Source organism: Collinsella stercoris DSM 13279, assembly GCF_020735465.1.
Lineage (GTDB): Bacteria > Actinomycetota > Coriobacteriia > Coriobacteriales > Coriobacteriaceae > Collinsella > Collinsella stercoris.
Map to the genome: position 1 here is coordinate 2,340,122 of NZ_CP085935.1, position 17,085 is coordinate 2,357,206.

Here is a 17,085-nt window from a genome sequence, read left to right on the forward strand (position 1 = left end):
GATTTATGCAGCAGCGCGCCAACGCGGGACCGTTTTATTGCGGGCGCCCTGCCTTGCTTTCGCGGATTTGCGCAACTGTGGCCGCCGTGAGTGGCGCTCTCTAAAAAGTATGAGCTCTACCTGCGAAATCTGCAAAATCAGGACAATAGAACGGCTAAAACCTGCAAAACACGAACTTTAATGAGGTGAAAACCTGCAAAATTCGGATGTCCGCGGGACCTCACGCCCCACGCCCCGCGCTCGCCATATGACTCCCGTTGCACACCCTTTACCGGTGCTTGAGGGAATCTTGACCCGCGTGGCTCCTGAGCTACCGTATCATTTTCCTATCTAGGCATGTAGGCCGAGCATGCGCGCGGCCGCGAGGGGAACGGAAGGCCGCCATGGCACTCAAATACACAAAACTCGAGCGCAACTGGGTCATGTACGATGTGGGCAACTCCGCTCTCGTCCTGCTGAACACGGCGGTGGTGCCCATCTACTTCAACGCCATCAACACCGGCGCCCATCCGGCGGAGCTCGTTGCCGCCTGGGCCAACGCACAGACCGTCGCATCGCTCGTGGTGGCGCTGCTCATGCCCATCTTGGGTTCGCTTGCCGACTACGCAGGCAACAAGATCAAGTTCTTTACCGGGTTCTTCTTCACCGGTCTCATCCTGTGCCTGGTCGAGGCGATTCCCATGGGCGCGTTGCCGTTCTTGGTGGTCTACGTCCTGTGCACCATCGGCCTCAACTCGTCGATGACGTTCTACGACGCCATGCTCACCGACGTCACCACCGATGAGCGCATGGATGCGGTGTCCAGCTCGGGCTTTGCCTGGGGGTATGTGGGCTCCACCATCCCGTTCATCGCCTGCATCGCGCTCATCTTTGGCGGTCCGAGCATCCTCGGCCTCGATACCCTCACCTGCACGCGCCTGTGCTTCATCATCACCGCCGCGTGGTGGCTCGCCTTTACCATTCCGCTGCTGCGCACCTACAAGCAGCGCTATGGCAAGGAGCGCGACGAGGGTGCGGACGGCGTCATGCGCAACATCGCCAACACGTTCAAGGGCCTGCTCGACACCATGCGCAGCATCCTGCACGACCGCGTGCTGCTGGTGTTCATGGTCGCGTTCTTCTTCTATATCGACGGCGTGCACACCGTTATCTCCATGGCCACGAGCTACGGCGCCGCGCTGGGCATCGACTCCACCCAGCTCGTGCTCGCCCTGCTCGTCACGCAGTTCGTGGCGTTTCCCTCCGCCATCATCTACGGCAAGCTTGCCGGGCGCGTGGGCACGCTGCGCATGATCATCGTGGCGGTCGCCGCGTACGTGGGCATTGTGCTGTTCGCCGCGTTCTTCCTCAAGTCCGCCGTGGAGTTTTGGATTCTCGCGGTGCTCGTGGGCATGTTCCAGGGCGGCGTGCAGGCGCTTTCGCGCAGCTACTTTGGCCGTCTGATTCCCAAGGACCGCGCCAACGAGTATTACGGCTTCTTCGACATCTTTGGCCGTTACGCCTCCGTTATGGGAACTCTGCTAGTATCTGTCGTGACCTCGCTCACGCACGATCCTTCTTTAGGAGTGCTTTCCATCGGGATCTTGCTTGTTGTGGGCTTGGTCATGCTAGTAAAGCTCTCCCGAATGCAGGAGGCGCACGCCTAGGCGCCGGCCCGCATCCCGCGACGCGCGGCTCACGCCCGTCGTCGCTCGGGCGACCATACCACCTTGCGGAGGGTTTTACTGGCAGCAGTAAAGCCCTCCGATTGTATAGAAGGTGGAGAACATGAGTCAGAACAAGAACGAAGCGAAGGACCGTGCCGCGAAAAGCCGGGTGGGGGACGCCCGCTACGTCGCCCATGTGGGCGTGATCGCCGCCGCATATGCGGTGTGCACGCTGGTCGCCATGATGTTTTTGGGCAGCCTTGCCTGGGGCCCCATCCAATTCCGCGTCAGCGAGGCACTGTGCGTGTTGGCGCTGTTCACGCCCGCGGCGGTTCCCGGCCTGACGCTCGGCTGCGTTATCGCCAACGTCGCCAACATCGCCATCTCGGGCACGGGCATGCTCGGCATGCTCGACGTGGTGTTCGGCTCGCTCGCCACGTTCGCCGGCGCGCTGTTCACGTGGAAGATGCGCCGCCGCCCCCTTGTGGCGCTCGCGGGCCCCGTGCTGGCAAACGCGCTCATCGTGCCCGCGTACCTGCCCCTGCTCCTGCAGGGCATCGGTTTTTACACCATCCCCTTCACGTCCATCTCGCTCGACGGCGCCTATCCGCTCATGTATGCCTTTGGGTTGGTGACCACCGGTTTGGGCGAAGCGGTTATCATGTACGTGTTGGGCTACCCGCTTTCGCGATCTTTGGCAAAAACGCCGTTCGTCAAGCGCGAGCTCGCTCAGTTGGGTACAACTAAGTAACAGAAACGGAAAGGTTCGTCGCCGCTTGCGCGTAGCGCGGCTTGCAGGCGCCCTGCCGTGATTGTAAGGGAGGGGGCTGCATGAATCCGACCATCGTCATTCCGAGTTACTGGGCGGGCGATCCCGCCGAGCTCAAATCGCCTGGAGCTTACGACCACTCGTCGGACTTGGCCGCGACCCGTCCCGAGCTGGACCGCTGCTTGGCCTCGCTCGAGCAGGTTCGCGACCTTCCCCGCATCATCGTGCTGCTCGTATGCCCCCAGCGGCTGACGGACCGCATCGCCGAGCGCGTGCAGGGCGTGATCGACGGTCACCCTTCGCTCGAGGTCACGCTCGTCACCAACCGCGAGGCGTCGGTCGTCATGGAGCGCGTGAGCCAGATCGCCCCGAACGTGCGGGGCGAGACGGTGTCCCTGCGCGGCTACGGCGCCATCCGCAACATGGGCTTGGCGTGCGCGGCGATTTTGGGCCACGATGCCGTGGTGTTCCTCGACGACGACGAGGTCGTGCTCGCGCCCGACTTTATGGAAAAAGCGCTGTACGGCCTGGGGCACGAGACGCGCCAGCGGTTGCCCATCCTCGCCAAGAGCGGCTACTTTTACAACAAGGCGGGCTCCCCGCTCGCCGACACGTCAAAAAAGAACGGCATCACCTGCCGCTGGTGGACCAAGCGCATCGAATTCAACCGCTGGATGGAGCGCGCCCTCTCCGGGACGCGCATCTCGCGTTCCAACTACGTGTGCGGCGGCTGCTTCGCCGTGCACGCGCGCGCGTTCAAGCGCGTGGCGTTCGACCCCTACATCACGCGCGGCGAGGACTTGGACTACCTGTTCAACATGCGCCTTTCGGGCATGGACGTGTGGTTTGACAACGCGTGGGTGGTCAAGCACCTGCCGCCGCACCAGGTGGAGGAGTCCCCGCGCTTTATGCAAAACGTCTACCGCTGGTATTACGAGCGCGCCAAGCTCGCGAGCGCCTCGCGCCGCCCCGAGATCACGTCCGTCACCGCCGCATCGCTCATGCCGTATCCGGGCCCCTGGATTTCCAGCGGGCTGGACGAGCGCGTGCGCAAGACGGCGCTCGTTCGCATGATGTTCACGCGGGAGCATCGCGGATACTGGCACATCTACCGCCACGGCATCGCCGAGGCGCGCGACTATGCCGCCAAGCACGAGGACGATTACCTCAGATTTGTCAGTTTTTGGCCGAGTATCATGGGTGGGCTTTCCGGCGACGAGCGCCTTGCCGCCCTATTGGAGCGTTGATGACCGAACCCATATCGCCAGAACCGCCTAAAAGTCCCAAGGGGACAGAGTACATCACCGAGGGCTCGTATCGCGCGGGCATGCTCGACGCGAACGAGGCCCTGCGCCTGCTGGCCGCGCTCGTCGTCTTTACCATGGTGGGCTTTTTTGGCTACGCCATCCTCACGGGCGTCGAGACCCTCACCACCATTGCGGCCCTGGTGTTGCTGGTGCTGTTCACCTGCGGGTTTATTTACGTGTTCTTTAGCCCCGACACCCTGCGCTCGCAATATACGGAGCAGACGCTCGCCGTGGCCTCCGGCATGCTCGAGGACATCACCGGCGGCCTCACGCGCGAGAGCGCCGAGGAGATCTGCCGACGCCTGCTGCCCGAGACCCGCGCCATGACCATCGCGGTGACCGACCGCGACGTGGTGCTCGCCTGCGTGGGCGAGCTCGCCGACGACTTTCCCGCGGGCTCGCCCATCCATACGCCCACCACGCGCTACGTCATCGAGCACGGCATCGCGCAGTCGTTCACGAGTGTGATGGACGTGCGCGGCGAAAAGGGGAGCCAACGCAACATCCCGGCGGGCATCATCGCCCCGCTCAAGATCCGCGGCAAGGCGGTGGGCACCCTCAAGTTCTATTACCGCTCCGCCCGCCATGTGAACCGCACGCAATACGCCCTCGCCTCGGGCTTTGCCGAGTTGCTGTCCACGCAGCTCACCGTGTATGAGCTCGAGCGTCAGGCCGAGCTCACCGCGCGGGCCGAGGTCCGCGCCCTGCAGGCGCAGATCAACCCGCATTTCCTTTTCAACACGCTGAACACCATCGCTTCGTTCACGCGCACCGACCCGCTGCGCGCGCGCGAGCTGCTGCGCGAGTTCTCTCAGTTCTATCGCGCGACGCTCGAGAACTCCGGCCAGCTCATCCCCGTCAAGCGCGAGATCGCCCAAACGCTGCGCTACCTCACGTTCGAGAAGGCGCGGTTTGGCGAGGACCGCGTGCTGGTGAGCGTCGACGTGGACGAGGACGCCGAGGAGGTGCTCATCCCGGCGTTTGTGATTCAGCCGCTGGTCGAGAACGCGGTGCGCCACGCCATGCCCGACGAGGGCGCGCTCAAGATCTCCATCACCGTGGAGCGCGCGGGCGAGGCGGCCGTGTCCATCCGCGTGGCCGATGACGGCATGGGCATGGACGAGCAGACCGCGATGCGCCTGTTCGACCGCTCCATAGCCGCCCCCGACCCCAATGCGCCCCAGGGCGGCGGAGCGGGCGTCGCCATGCACAACATCTCAGAGCGCATCAAGCGGTTTTACGGGCCCAAATCCCGTACGTCCGTCGAGTCGGCGCCCGGTAAGGGCACCACCATCGCGCTCCACCTCGATCTCGAGGGAAGTATGTACGACGAAGGGTAGAATAGGAACATGACCGTACGGATGGCGCTGTGCGCCAGGTCCTGTTTGCAGTAAGAAAGGTTTTCGATAGGTATGCTACGTGCGATGATCGTTGACGACGAGGCTCCTGCACGCTCTGAATTGCGCTTTCTGCTCGAGCAAACGGGCAAGATCGGCTCCATCATTGAAGCCTCGAGTGTTCGTTCCGCCATCGAGATGCTCATGGAGGCCCGCGTGGACGTGGTCTTTCTGGACATCTCCATGCCCGGCGCCTCCGGGTTGCAGCTCGCCGAGGCGCTGTACAAGCTCAAGAATCCCCCCGCGATCGTGTTCGTGACCGCCTATAGTGACCATGCGGTCGAGGCGTTCGACGTGGACGCGGTGGACTACCTCATGAAGCCCGTCGAGGAGGCGCGTCTCGATCGCGCCATCGAAAAGGTCATCGCCCGCGCAAAGCCCGCCGCGGCCGTCGAGCCCGCCGCCGCCAAGCCCTCGAATATCGAGCGCATCCCGGTCGAGAAGGGCGGTCGCAAGGTCCTGATCCCCGTCGATCAGATTCGCTTCATCATGGCCAAGGACGACTACTCCTGCATCTTCACGGATGACGACCGCTTCTTGTCCACCACTTCGCTTGCGCAGTTCGAGTCCAAGCTCGGCGAATTTGGGTTCTTCCGCGTGCATCGCCGCTACATCGTCAACCTCGCCAACGTCGAGGACGTCGAGACGGTTCCCTCGGGCGCCATCCAGCTGGGCGTGAACGGCGTTGACGAGCGCATTCCCGTGAGCCGCCGTCGCGTGGTGCCGCTCAAGAAGGCACTGAACCTCTAATGGTCCGTCGCGTTGACATCGTGTCCGATACCCACGGGTATCTCTCGCCCGAGCTTTTGCGGGCGATTGACGGGTGCGACATGCTCATCCACGCCGGCGACATCACGTCTGAGAGCGATTTTGCCGAGCTCGAGGTGAGTGTGCCGTGCCTTCGGGCCGTCCTCGGTAACAACGATGGCTATTTTGACTACGGGCCCGACGTGCGGCGCGTGAACGAGTTCGCGTTTGAGGGGCTGCGGTTTGCCGTCGCGCACTACGCCGAGGACCTCCCGCTGGCCTCCGCGGACGTCGCGGTGTGCGGGCACACGCATCGTCCGCGCATCGAGCGCGTGCGGGGGTGCCTGGTGGTGAACCCCGGGTCCGCTTCGCTGCCTCGGGGACGGCGCGTGGCTTCCATCGCACGTCTTATGGTCGAGGACGGCTGCGTACTCTCGGCGGAAATCGTTGACTTGTAAGGGGTCGCGCGTGGGCGCGGCTCCTTTTTCTTGCAGGTAGACGGGGTAGTCCGGGCAACCGTCCGCGCGGGCAAAATTATTTGAAAAAAGTTCTTGCGCACAAAGACGGACTCTGTGTATACTAATCCCCGCAGCAAGGAGCGCAAGCGAATTGCCGCTTGGGGAGTTAGCTCAGTTTGGTTAGAGCGCCGGCCTGTCACGTCGGAGGTCGCGGGTTCGAGCCCCGTACTTCCCGCCATCGCAATTAAAGCCTCGTCGCAAGACGGGGCTTTTTGCGTTAGGGCGAACATGCACATGGCGGACAGAAGCCCTCCATGTGTTGCGCATCCCCTGCACCGCTCAGAGAAACAGTGTATATTACTGGACGCACACGAAACCTAGAGGAACGCTCGTTGGTGGCACCACGCCTCTGCGCCGCGGCATGTGCATCCGCGGCGCGGCCACCGTTTGCTTGCAAGGAGAAGAGATGGATATCTCCCGGAAGACCGACTACGCCCTGCGCATGCTTTCCATGCTGGCGGAAGGTGAGGACTGTCTTCTGTCTGTCCGCACTGCCGCCGAATCCGTGGACGTGCCCTATTCGTTTGCCCGTTCGATCCAGCACGGCTTGGTCCAGGCGGGTATCATCGAGAGCCTGCGCGGCGTGCGCGGCGGCATGCGCCTCAAGGTCGACCCCAAGGACGTGACGATCCGCCAGATCGTCGAGGCGGTCCAGGGCCCGCTCGTCATGAACGACTGCACGGCCGAGAACGGCGCGTGCCCGCGCATGGACGGTTGCTGCTATCATCCCCTCTGGGTGGGGGCCCAGGAGCTGCTCCGCAGCTATCTGGACTCCATCACGCTCGACGACATCGTCAACAACCGCCGGTACCCGGCTGTCGACCCCAAGTTCGCCGACCGCGCGAATTTCCCCGAGTACGCCTCGTGCTCCAAGGGATGTTCGTGCTTGTAGAGTTGGCGAGCGTTCCCCAATAAGGAGCTAGATATGAACATGGACCCCTTCCGTACGCTGGTTCGAACGGAAGGAGTTCGTCTGTATCGCGACCTTCCGTGGCGGCGCACCCGCGACCCGTACGAGATTTGGCTGTCCGAGGTGATGCTGCAGCAGACGCAGGTGGCGCGTGTGGAGACGCGTTGGGCAGAGTGGCTCGACAGGTTCCCGAGTGTGTTCGCGCTGGCCGAGGCGGGAACTGCCGAGGTGCTCGCCGCGTGGCAGGGCATGGGGTACAACCGCCGTGCGCTCGCCCTCAAGGCCGCCGCCGAGGAGGTCGTGCGCACGTATGACGGCGTGTTTCCCACGGGCGTCAAGGAGCTGACGGCGCTGCCGGGCATAGGGCCCGCCACGGCTCAGGGGATTCGATCGTTCGCGTTCGACCTGCCGGGCGTGTATTTGGAGACCAACGTGCGCACGGTGCTGCTGCACCATTTGTTCCCGGATGTCCCGAGCGTGCCCGACAAGGAGCTCGTGCCGCTCGTGCGGGCAACGTGCCCGGACGGTGGTGCGTGCGTCTTGGAGAACGCTTTGGGCGGCGGCGATGCGCATGGCTTGATGGGCGCTTCGGGCGGCAACGATGCGCATGGCTTGATGGGCGGTTCGGCTGATGGCGGCGCGCGTGACGGCGCGAGTGGGCCGGTTCGTTGCGATGCGCGCGGCGGGAAGGGCGGCGTGGGGCGTGTACCCGCTCGCGGCGGGGTCTCTAGTGGGGTCCGCGGCGAGGTGAATCCCTTTGCCACTCCCCAAGACGTGCAAGACACGCCGCGCGCCTGGTATTACGCCATGCTGGACTACGGTGCGTACCTCAAAAAGACCGTGCCCAACCCGTCCCGCCGCGCCAAGGCATACACGCGCCAGTCGCGCTTTGAGGGCTCGCGACGCCAAAAACGCGCCGAGATCGTGCGTCAGCTGCTGGATACCCAGGCGCGCGGCGAGGGGCGCGACCTGGCCTCGCTGGTGACCTCGCTCAATGCGCTCGAGCAGGCGGCGGGCCGTTCGGCCGTCGAGCGCGATCTGGTCTCGTCCATCTTGGAGGATTTGGCCCGTGAGGGCTTTTGCCGGGAGCAGGGCGGTGTGTGGCGCATCGCGTAGCGGTGGCTGCTTAGGCGCCGCATCGCGCAGCGGTGGACGCTCGGATCGCGCATTGCCCCGTATCGTGAAATATCGCGACATTGTAAGAGCGACGGCGAGTTCGGGTACAAGGGATGCAATGGCCGCTCGATGTGGGCTGCCGTTTTGAGCCTGGCGCGGTGTGGCGCATCGGCGGGCTCATCTGTTCCTCACGCCAACAAGGAGGTACTGATGGATTTCGAGAATTCTCAGACTAAGAAGAACCTCGAGGCGGCCTTTGCCGGCGAGTCTCAGGCACACACCAAGTATCGTTACTATTCGTCCAAGGCAAAGAAGGAGGGCTTTGTTCAGATCTCCAACATCTTTATGGAGACTGCCCTGAACGAGTCCGAGCACGCCAAGCTGTGGTTCAAGGAGCTGCATGGCGGCGAGATCCCCGGCACGCTGGAGAACCTGCGCGACGCCGCCGCGGGCGAGAACTACGAGTGGACCACCATGTACGATGAGTTCGCCAAGACGGCGGACGAAGAGGGCTTCACCGCCATCGCGGCGAAGTTCCGCGGCGTGGGCGCGGTCGAGCATGCACACGAGGAGCGTTACAACAAGCTCGCCGAGCGCGTCGAGAAGGGCGAGGTGTTCGCCCGCGAGGGCGTGAAGGTGTGGAAGTGCCTCAACTGCGGTCACCTGCACGTTGGCCCCGAGGCCCCCGAGATGTGCCCCGTGTGCGCTCACCCCAAGGCGTACTTTGAGGAGCAGGTCGTCAACTACTAGCACCGAGCGGTGTGAGTGATCGGAGTTGACGGTTGCTTTACGTGGAGCCTGCAGTCAACTACCGGCACCGAGCGGTGTGTGACCGGCTCTTACACGATTCGAGCACCCCGTGTCGACACCTTTGCATGAGGGGTTGACACGGGGTGTTTTCGGCGAGAAGCTGAAAGCGTCGTTCCATGCATGTTCTCCCTTAAGGAGGATGTTTGCATGGACCTTTTTCTAAGACGAGATCCGAATACGTTCGCGGGGCATCCTGATGCCGAGCCCCGCCCGCCGCGGCCTGATTCCTCGCGGGAGGAAAGGCGCTCCGCTCGCGAGGTCAAGAATGCCCCGGAGGCTGCTCCCGTTCCGCTCGAGGAGGCCTATGGGCCGGAGCGGAAATACGATACCCGTAGAGCGCGGCGGCGCGCTGTGCTCGGCGTTGTTCGCGCGGTGCTGCTCGTGTTGGCGGTCCCCCTCATGATGGCCGTCGTTTTTGTCGTTTCGTACGCGTTGACGTGCATTTTGGACGGCGCGACTCCCGAAGAGCTGATCGAGGCGCTCGCGATGTTGTACGAGCAGGCTCGTGAGCTTTTCACGCGCGCCCTTTCCGCCGCTTTTGCCTAGCGTGGCAATTGAAAAGCGCAAGCGTGGCAATTGAAAAGCACGGGGGTTGGATGGGGCCGTCCAGGTCGATGCGTCGCGTCCTCCTGATAAGATGGGGGAGTTTGGCCGATGGATTGTTCTGCGCGTGCGCGCGAAAGGTGGGCGCATGGAATTCGAGATGATTTCTGTGGTGGCGTCTGTTGTGGCGGCGGTGCTTGCCGGCTGTGCGGTCGTCCTGTCTGTTCGGGCGCGTAAGGAGCGAGCAGCGCGCGAGGAGGAGGTGGCGCGGACGGCGGAGGAGGCCTCGCGTGCACGTGAGGCCCTGGGGGCGGCGAATGCGGCGTTGAGCCAGCTGTCCGTCACGTTGCATGCGGTGCTCAATCAGGCGTCGAGTCTGTCCATCATCGAGCAGCAGCATTTCGAGGCGACTCAGCGCTCCTTTGATCAGACGGCTGCGAAGGTCGATGACGTGCGGCGCGAGGTGTCCCAGCAGCTCGACCTCAACCGCGATTCGGTTGAGCAGCGCTTGGACAAGGTGCGCGAGACGGTCGATGCTCAGCTGGGCGCGATTCGCGGTGATAGCGAGCGCAAGCTCGAGGCGATCCGCGTGACGGTTGACGAGAAGCTCGCCGCCACGCTGAACGACCGCCTGGGCGCGTCGTTCAAGCAGGTGAGCGACCAGCTCGAGGCGGTGTATCGCGGTTTGGGCGACATGCAGAGCATCGCCGCGGGCGTGGGCGACCTCAAGCGCGTGCTCTCGAACGTCAAAACGCGCGGCATTCTGGGCGAGGTGCAGCTCGGCGCCATTCTGGCGGACATCCTCACGCCCGATCAATATGCGGAGAACGTGGCAACCAAGCCGGGAAGCTCCGAGCGCGTGGAGTTCGCGGTCAAGCTGCCCGTGGAGGCGGGGGAGCCGGTGTGGCTGCCCATCGACTCCAAGTTCCCGGGCGATACCTACGAGCGCCTGCGAGATGCGATGGACGCCGGCGACGCCGAGGGGATCGCCGCCGCGCGCCGCGCGCTTGAGCAGGTGATCAAGCTCGAGGCTAAAGACATTTCGAGCAAGTACCTGAGCGTTCCCGAGACCACGAACTTCGGCATCATGTTCCTGCCCTTCGAAGGGCTGTACGCCGAGGTGGTCGACCGCCCAGGGTTGATCGAGTGTCTGCAGCGCGATTACCAGGTCAACGTTGCCGGTCCCTCAACTATGGCGGTCATCTTGAACAGCTTGCAGATGAGCTACCAGACGTTTGCCTTCCAGCGCCGCGCCGATGAGATTCAAAAGGTCCTCTCTGCCGTCAAGGCGGAGTTCCCCAAGTACCAGGCCGAGTTGCGCCGCGCGCTCAAGCAGATCGAGACCGCCGGTAAAACGGTGGACGGCATCATCAACACCCGCACGAACGTGATCGAGCGCAAGCTCAAGAGCGTGACGGCGTTGGAGGACGAGGTGCAGGCGGCGGAGCTGCTGGGCATCGAGGACCTAGAATCAGAGTAGGAAGGGACGGACATGCCACGAGAGACGAATGCGGCAAAGCGCGAGCGCGCCATTGAGACATGCCGTAGGTTGAACGAGCGCTACGGTCCGGTCGAGTGCTTTTTGGACCACGAGACGCCGTTCAGGCTGGTCATCGCCGTGCTGCTCTCGGCGCAGACCACCGACGCCCAGGTCAACAAGGTCACGCCTGAGCTGTTCCGCCGCTGGCCCACGCCCGAGGCCATGGCGGGCGCCACATATGAGGAGCTCTCCGGGGTCATCAAGTCGCTCGGTTTCTACAAGACCAAGGCGAAGCACTGCATCGAGTGCGCCCAGATGATCGTGGCGGACTACGGAGGCGTGGTGCCCGCGGACATGAAGGAGCTCGTCAAGCTTCCCGGCGTTGGCCGCAAAACGGCGAACATCGTGCTCAATGTGGGTTATGGCATCGTGGACGGCATCGCGGTCGACACGCATGTGAACCGCATCGCGCATCGTCTCAAGCTTTCGCCCAAAACGCATGAGAAGGAGCCGCTCAAGACGGAGCAGGACCTGCTCAAGATCTTGCCGCGCGAGTATTGGAACGACGTGAACCACCAGTGGATCATGCTCGGCCGCGAGATCTGCGACGCGCGCAAACCCCTGTGCGGCGAATGCCCCCTCGCCGACATCTGTCCCAGCGCCAAGGTGGGGTAGCTGCTCGGTCATTTTTCGTTTAGGTAAAATGGAAGTCAAACGCTTGCCGAAGAATCCATGCCGTTCACGGTAATTTGCGCTTGTGTGGAAATCGACGTCGCGGTATCTTCGGTTGCGCAAGGATTGTTACTGAGTTCGACCAGGCAAGACCCGCATCACTACCCGCAAGGTGTGATGTGGGTCTTTTTTATTGGAGGCTTGAGGCGGGTGCAGATCGTCAAGGTGTTCAACAACAACGCTGTCGCATCAATAACCGACGATGGCCAAGATGTTATCCTCACTGGTGCCGGCATTGGATTCCAAAAACATACGGGCGATGCGGTGGAGGAGAATGCGATTGAGAAGCGCTACTACTTCCATGATGGAGAGAGCGATTCGATTTATGGGCTCTTTGCTCACACTCCTGTCGAGTTCTTTAATATTTCTAAGTCGATTATGGATGAGGCTGAGAAGCGGCTCCACATTGTTCTCAAAGATCAGGTGCTTATTGCGTTAACGGACCATATTGTTTTTGCCGTTGAGCGCGCTCGGAACGGTGAAGGCTTTTCAAATCTGATGTTCTCTGAGGTGCGCGGTTTGTATCGAAGGGAGTATGAGATTGGCCTATGGGGCATTCACTTGGTTGAGGAGGCTTTGGGTATTCGCCTGCCAGAGGACGAGGCGTCTTTTATCGCCCTGCATATTCTGAACGGTCAGTCTGATCTTTCTGCGACTGCGGTGCTTGATACCATTCACTTGGTGAGCGGATGTATCCAAGTAATTGAGGAGCTGTATGGGATTACGTTTGATAGTGATGAGCTTAGTTACATACGTTTGACGACTCATCTGAAGTTCCTTGCACAGCGCATTTTTAGTGGCACGACAGATGAAGATGGTTTTTTCGACCAGCAGATGTTTGACCTGCTATGTGAGCGCAATCCTCTCGCACATGAGTGTGCAAGAAAGATAAGCGCTTTTCTCAAGTCCGATTTTTTGTATTCCCTGTCAGATAGGGAGGAGTTTTATCTGATGATCCATGTCTTAAAAACGATTGGATAGAAGAACCAGCTGACACAAGGGATTGTTACTTTTGGTAGGCAAGACCCGAAAGTCGCTTGGAATTCGTGATGCCGCTGCAAATGTGCCTGCAAACGCATCATTGGTTTCGGCGCTTTCGGGTCTTATCTATATAGGCACAGAACATGTACTGAACAGTTTTGGTGGCGCGTGCCACCTTTGCAGGAAAGGAGATGGGCATGAAGGACAAAATCGTCGGAGCAATGCAGCAGTTTTCCAAAGCTATTGTCGTCCCCGTTTTGTATCTTCCGGCCATTGGCCTGATCATGGTCGTGTGTAACTTTGTTACGAATGCGAACATTGTCGCCGCGGTTCCGTTTCTCGGTAACGAGGTGATTCAAACAGTATTCAGCATGGCATACACGGGATTGAATTCTATTTTCACGAATCTCGGTCCTATTTTTGCAATTGGTGTTGCTTTTGGCTTGGCAAAAAAGAAGAAGGAGCACGCCGCTCTTATTGCATTCATGTGTCTCTATATCTTCTGCGCTTCACAGAGTGCGTTTTTGACTCTAACTGGTCAGTTGCACGAAGCGACGGGCAACGGCCAGAACATGATGCTTGGCTTCCAAATCGTTGATATGGGCGTGTTTCTGGGCATTATTATTGGCGTGTTGGTTGGCGTGCTGCACAACAAGTATTGTGAAAAAGATTTGGGTGAGGTCTTCTCTGTATACGGAGGTACGCGCTTCGTCTTCCTGCTGTGCATTCCGCTGATGATGACCCTCGCCGTGCTCTTTGCGTTCGTGTGGCCTCCTATTCAAAGTGGAATTGCTGCCATTGCGACCTTCATTTCTACGTCGGGTGGCTTGGGTTACTTCACCTTTGGATTCCTTGAGCGCTTGCTCGTTCCTACGGGCTTGCATCATCTTCTTGGTAGTGCAATCTGGTACACCGATCTTGGCGGTGTTGCCGAGGTCGCTGGTGAGACCTACGCGGGTGCTTGGCCTATTGCTCTTGCGGAGCTCGGCGATCCCGAAACTGTCAAACTTTCGCTTACGACTATTTTCAACAATGTGACACTTGCAAAGGTGTTTGGTCTGACTGGCGCGGGCCTGGCCATGCTCTCTTGTGCCAAGCCGGAGCTTCGCAAGAAGGCAAAGGCCATTTACATCCCTGCAATCCTGACTTCATGTCTCGCCGCCATTACCGAGCCCATCGAGTTCACGTTCCTTTTTGTGAGCCCAATTTTGTTTGTTATTCACTCGCTGCTAACGGGCATCTTTTTCTTCCTGCTCTACTTCTTCCAGATTACCTGCTGCACAGCCGGTGGCATTTTTGAGACGCTGCTTTATAACGTGCCTGCGGGTATAGAAAAGACTGGCTGGCCTTTCTTTATCCTGCTCGGTTTGGTTCAGCTCGTTGTGTACTTCATTGTATTCCGTTGGTTCATTTTGAAATTCGATGTCAAGATTCCCGGACGCGATGATTCTGATGATGTCAAGCTGGTAACTAAAAAGGACTATGAGGCGGCGAAGAGTACGAATGCTGCTCAAGTTGTGGCCTCATCTTCGACCGACAATGCCTTGGGTATGCAGATTTACGCTGCGGTCGGTGGTATCCAGAACATCAAGTCTATTGATAACTGCTTCACGCGCCTTCGCATCGTTGTTAATGATCTTGACGCCGTTGATGAGGCGGCATTGAAGCTGACGGGATCGCGTGGTTTGGTGAAACGCGGCAAGGAGATACAGGTCGTATACGGCACGAATGTAAGCAAATTCCGAAAGGCGCTTGAAGACTACATGGAGGCCGAGGGGCTGCAGATCGCTTAGTGCTTCAACTTCGAACATATTGAAAGGAACAGACCTATGGAGCCGAAAATTATTACCATTGCCGGTGGCGGTAGCACGTATACACCCGGTGTCGTGAAGGCCATCCTGTCCAAAAAAGACACTTTTCCTGTAAAGGAAATTCGCGCTTACGATATCGACGCAGGGCGTCAAGACGATGTTGCGATTATTGTTCGTGAAGTGGTAAAGGCCAACTGCCCCGAATGTGTCTTTACGACCACCACGGATCCCGAAGTCGCATTTAGGGATACTGATTTTGTATTTGCCCAGATTCGTGTCGGAAAGTACGCAATGCGCGAGCAGGATGAAAAGATTCCGCTTCGCCATGGGGCAGTAGGCCAGGAGACTTGTGGATGCGGTGGTCTTGCATACGGCATGCGAACGATATTTCCGATGGTGGAAATATTGGATATGGTCGAAAAGTATGCCAACCCCAATCACTGGATTCTAAACTATTCAAATCCTGCCGCCATCGTTGCCCTCGCTTTGAAGAAGTTGCGTCCCAACGCTCGTATTATCAATATTTGCGATATGCCCGTTGCGATTATGAATGGTATGGCAGATATTCTGCACTGCGATCCCCACGATATCGTTCCCGATTACTTTGGGTTGAATCATTTCGGTTGGTTTACGGATATTTGGGTAAATGGCGAGAGTCGATTCGATGAATTGAAGAAGCACGTTTTGGAGCATGGCTATCTTTGCGACGTGCCCGATGAGCAGCATTGGGAGCCCTCGTGGGTTCATACGTACGGCAACGCTAAAACCATTATGCAGCGCTTTGGCGACTACCTGCCGAACACTTACTTGCAGTATTACCTGCTTAGCCAGGATATTGTCGATGAATCCAATCCGGATCATACGCGAGCAAATGAGGTTATGGAGGGACGAGAGAAGACGCTATTCGATGCTATCGCTCGGTATAAGGAGACTGGTAGCTACGATGACGGTATGTTTGTCGTGGGAGCCCATGGAACGTTTATCGTTGACCTTGCTGAGTCTTTGTGTCGCGAAAACGGGGGACGTTATCTGCTTATCGTGAAGAACGAGGGCGCAGTCGCTGATCTCCCTGATGACGCAATGGTTGAGATTCCATGTTATGTGTCGCCTCGTGGTGTGGAGAAGGTGAGCGTTGGCCACATTCCGACGTTCTATAAGGGCATGATCGAGCAGCAGTATGCATCTGAAAAATGCCTGGTAGAGGGTGCGATTGAGGGGTCATATCAGAAAGTTCTCATGGCATTCTCTCTCAACAAGACTGTTAAGTCCTCAACTCAGGCTCAGGCTATTCTTGATGAGATGATTGATGCGAACAAGGGTTATTGGCCTGAACTTGCCTAGTTGCTGCGCATGGGAAATTGCACGGGTGTGGGCCTGATCGATATCGCAGCATTTAAAGCGCGTGATTAGGTAGGCCGCGATGGCCGGAGCTCAATGAGGCCGGGAGGGCAGTGCCCCTCCGGCCTCATTTCTTATGACGAGTACAGCCAGCTTGTGGTACGGAGGACTTTTTTGCGGCATTTGGGGTGGAGTATTTCTTCGACGATTTTTATTTGATGCCAAGGTGGGGTGACTGTAAACGATTTGTTGCAGTGAAAAGCGTGCCTGTCGGGTAATAACGGACTTGTGCGTGAAGAAACTGCAGGTAGCTTGGTTGATACTTCTATGGTGTATCCGGGGGGGGGGTGACGCTTTCACTGCAACAAATCAATCCGTCTTTCGTCACGACCTTGCGATAGGATGATTCGAGTGCTTGGGTGCCCCAGAAGCGGCGTTGGATGGGAGCCTGGGAGCATGGTGAATCGCTGCGGGCGGGCGGTATGGATGCAAGAGATGCGGGTGACGCGCCAAGGGTTTTTGGCCGGCGCGGCGAGCTTGGCTTTCTTACCTGCCATGCGAATGCTCACTGGATGCTCGGACGTGCAAGTGATTGACTCGTATTTGGAGCGTCATGCGGTTTCGCTTCATCTTGATTGGGAAGACGGTGCGTTTCCGCTTGAGAACATGGACAAGTATCGAGTTCTTCTTGCTGGCGAAAGCCATGGGTTTGCAAAGAACTACGAGGCCAAACGAGCTCTTGTGACTTCACTGCATGAGCAAATGGGCATGAGCCACGTTCTTTTGGAGTGCGGTGTGGGGGCGGGCATGCTCCTTGATCGGTACCTTGAGACGGGTGACGAGGACGTGCTCGATGTCTTTGTGCAATAGGCGCAGGGAACGGCAGCAGGTTGCCGGGAGGAAATTGACTTTTGGCATTGGCTGCGTGAGTACAACCTTGGTCTTTAGGAGTCGCGCCGCATCCATGTTCACGGCGTGGA

At 59.4% G+C, this 17,085-nt stretch carries 16 protein-coding genes and 1 tRNA gene; all 17 read left to right on the plus strand.

Features of this window, described 5'->3' with window-relative positions; translation table 11 throughout:
- Nucleotides 1–383 precede the first annotated feature (383 nt).
- The 17 genes from LK434_RS09925 (at nucleotide 384) to LK434_RS10005 (ending at nucleotide 16,975) form a co-directional block, all read left to right on the plus strand.
- Nucleotides 384–1,646 carry an MFS transporter gene (locus LK434_RS09925; protein WP_006720697.1) on the plus strand — a complete coding sequence of 421 codons (1,263 nt, stop codon included), beginning with the start codon at nucleotides 384–386 and terminating at the stop codon, nucleotides 1,644–1,646.
- A 121-nt stretch (nucleotides 1,647–1,767) separates the two neighbouring features.
- The gene (locus LK434_RS09930) at nucleotides 1,768–2,397 is read left to right on the plus strand and encodes a QueT transporter family protein (protein WP_006720698.1); all 630 of its coding nucleotides are present in this window, start codon (nucleotides 1,768–1,770) and stop codon (nucleotides 2,395–2,397) included.
- An 80-nt stretch (nucleotides 2,398–2,477) separates the two neighbouring features.
- Complete coding sequence (locus tag LK434_RS09935) at nucleotides 2,478–3,662, plus strand: glycosyltransferase (RefSeq protein WP_006720699.1); 1,185 nt, start codon at nucleotides 2,478–2,480, stop codon at nucleotides 3,660–3,662.
- Nucleotides 3,662–5,062, plus strand: a complete 1,401-nt coding sequence (locus tag LK434_RS09940) for a sensor histidine kinase (protein WP_006720700.1) — start codon at nucleotides 3,662–3,664, stop codon at nucleotides 5,060–5,062. The genes LK434_RS09935 and LK434_RS09940 overlap by 1 nt, the downstream gene beginning before the upstream one ends.
- Before the next feature lie 72 nt (nucleotides 5,063–5,134).
- Nucleotides 5,135–5,869, plus strand: a complete 735-nt coding sequence (locus LK434_RS09945) for a LytR/AlgR family response regulator transcription factor (RefSeq protein ID WP_006720701.1) — start codon at nucleotides 5,135–5,137, stop codon at nucleotides 5,867–5,869.
- Nucleotides 5,869–6,324, plus strand: coding sequence for a metallophosphoesterase (locus tag LK434_RS09950; RefSeq protein WP_006720702.1), 456 nt, complete (start codon nucleotides 5,869–5,871; stop codon nucleotides 6,322–6,324). Before LK434_RS09945 ends, LK434_RS09950 begins: the two co-directional genes overlap by 1 nt.
- 160 nt (nucleotides 6,325–6,484) lie before the next feature.
- A tRNA-Asp gene (locus tag LK434_RS09955) sits at nucleotides 6,485–6,562 on the plus strand.
- A 228-nt stretch (nucleotides 6,563–6,790) separates the two neighbouring features.
- Nucleotides 6,791–7,276, plus strand: coding sequence for an RrF2 family transcriptional regulator (locus LK434_RS09960; RefSeq protein WP_040360890.1), 486 nt, complete (start codon nucleotides 6,791–6,793; stop codon nucleotides 7,274–7,276).
- A gap of 33 nt (nucleotides 7,277–7,309) precedes the next feature.
- Nucleotides 7,310–8,410 (plus strand): HhH-GPD family protein, encoded by a 1,101-nt coding sequence (locus LK434_RS09965; RefSeq protein ID WP_006720704.1) that lies wholly within the window; start codon nucleotides 7,310–7,312, stop codon nucleotides 8,408–8,410.
- Between the two features lie 210 nt (nucleotides 8,411–8,620).
- The gene (gene rbr / locus LK434_RS09970) at nucleotides 8,621–9,160 is read left to right on the plus strand and encodes a rubrerythrin (RefSeq protein WP_006720705.1); all 540 of its coding nucleotides are present in this window, start codon (nucleotides 8,621–8,623) and stop codon (nucleotides 9,158–9,160) included.
- A gap of 207 nt (nucleotides 9,161–9,367) precedes the next feature.
- The gene (locus LK434_RS09975; RefSeq protein ID WP_050754964.1) at nucleotides 9,368–9,766 is read left to right on the plus strand and encodes a hypothetical protein; all 399 of its coding nucleotides are present in this window, start codon (nucleotides 9,368–9,370) and stop codon (nucleotides 9,764–9,766) included.
- 145 nt (nucleotides 9,767–9,911) lie between these two features.
- A complete protein-coding gene (gene rmuC, locus LK434_RS09980) occupies nucleotides 9,912–11,243 on the plus strand; it encodes a DNA recombination protein RmuC (protein WP_040360892.1) in 1,332 nt (443 codons plus the stop codon).
- 12 nt (nucleotides 11,244–11,255) lie between these two features.
- Nucleotides 11,256–11,918, plus strand: coding sequence for an endonuclease III (gene nth, locus LK434_RS09985; RefSeq protein ID WP_006720708.1), 663 nt, complete (start codon nucleotides 11,256–11,258; stop codon nucleotides 11,916–11,918).
- 84 nt (nucleotides 11,919–12,002) lie between these two features.
- A complete protein-coding gene (locus tag LK434_RS09990; RefSeq protein ID WP_187371203.1) occupies nucleotides 12,003–12,956 on the plus strand; it encodes a PRD domain-containing protein in 954 nt (317 codons plus the stop codon).
- A 197-nt stretch (nucleotides 12,957–13,153) separates the two neighbouring features.
- Entirely contained in the window at nucleotides 13,154–14,749 is a 1,596-nt protein-coding gene (locus tag LK434_RS09995) for a PTS transporter subunit EIIC (RefSeq protein WP_040360893.1), read from the plus strand.
- Nucleotides 14,750–14,785: 36 nt separating this feature from the next.
- Complete coding sequence (locus LK434_RS10000) at nucleotides 14,786–16,108, plus strand: 6-phospho-alpha-glucosidase (protein WP_006720711.1); 1,323 nt, start codon at nucleotides 14,786–14,788, stop codon at nucleotides 16,106–16,108.
- Between the two features lie 453 nt (nucleotides 16,109–16,561).
- On the plus strand, nucleotides 16,562–16,975 hold the full coding sequence (locus LK434_RS10005) for a hypothetical protein (protein WP_148334522.1): 414 nt from the start codon (nucleotides 16,562–16,564) through the stop codon (nucleotides 16,973–16,975).
- The last annotated feature ends 110 nt before the right edge of the window (nucleotides 16,976–17,085 follow it).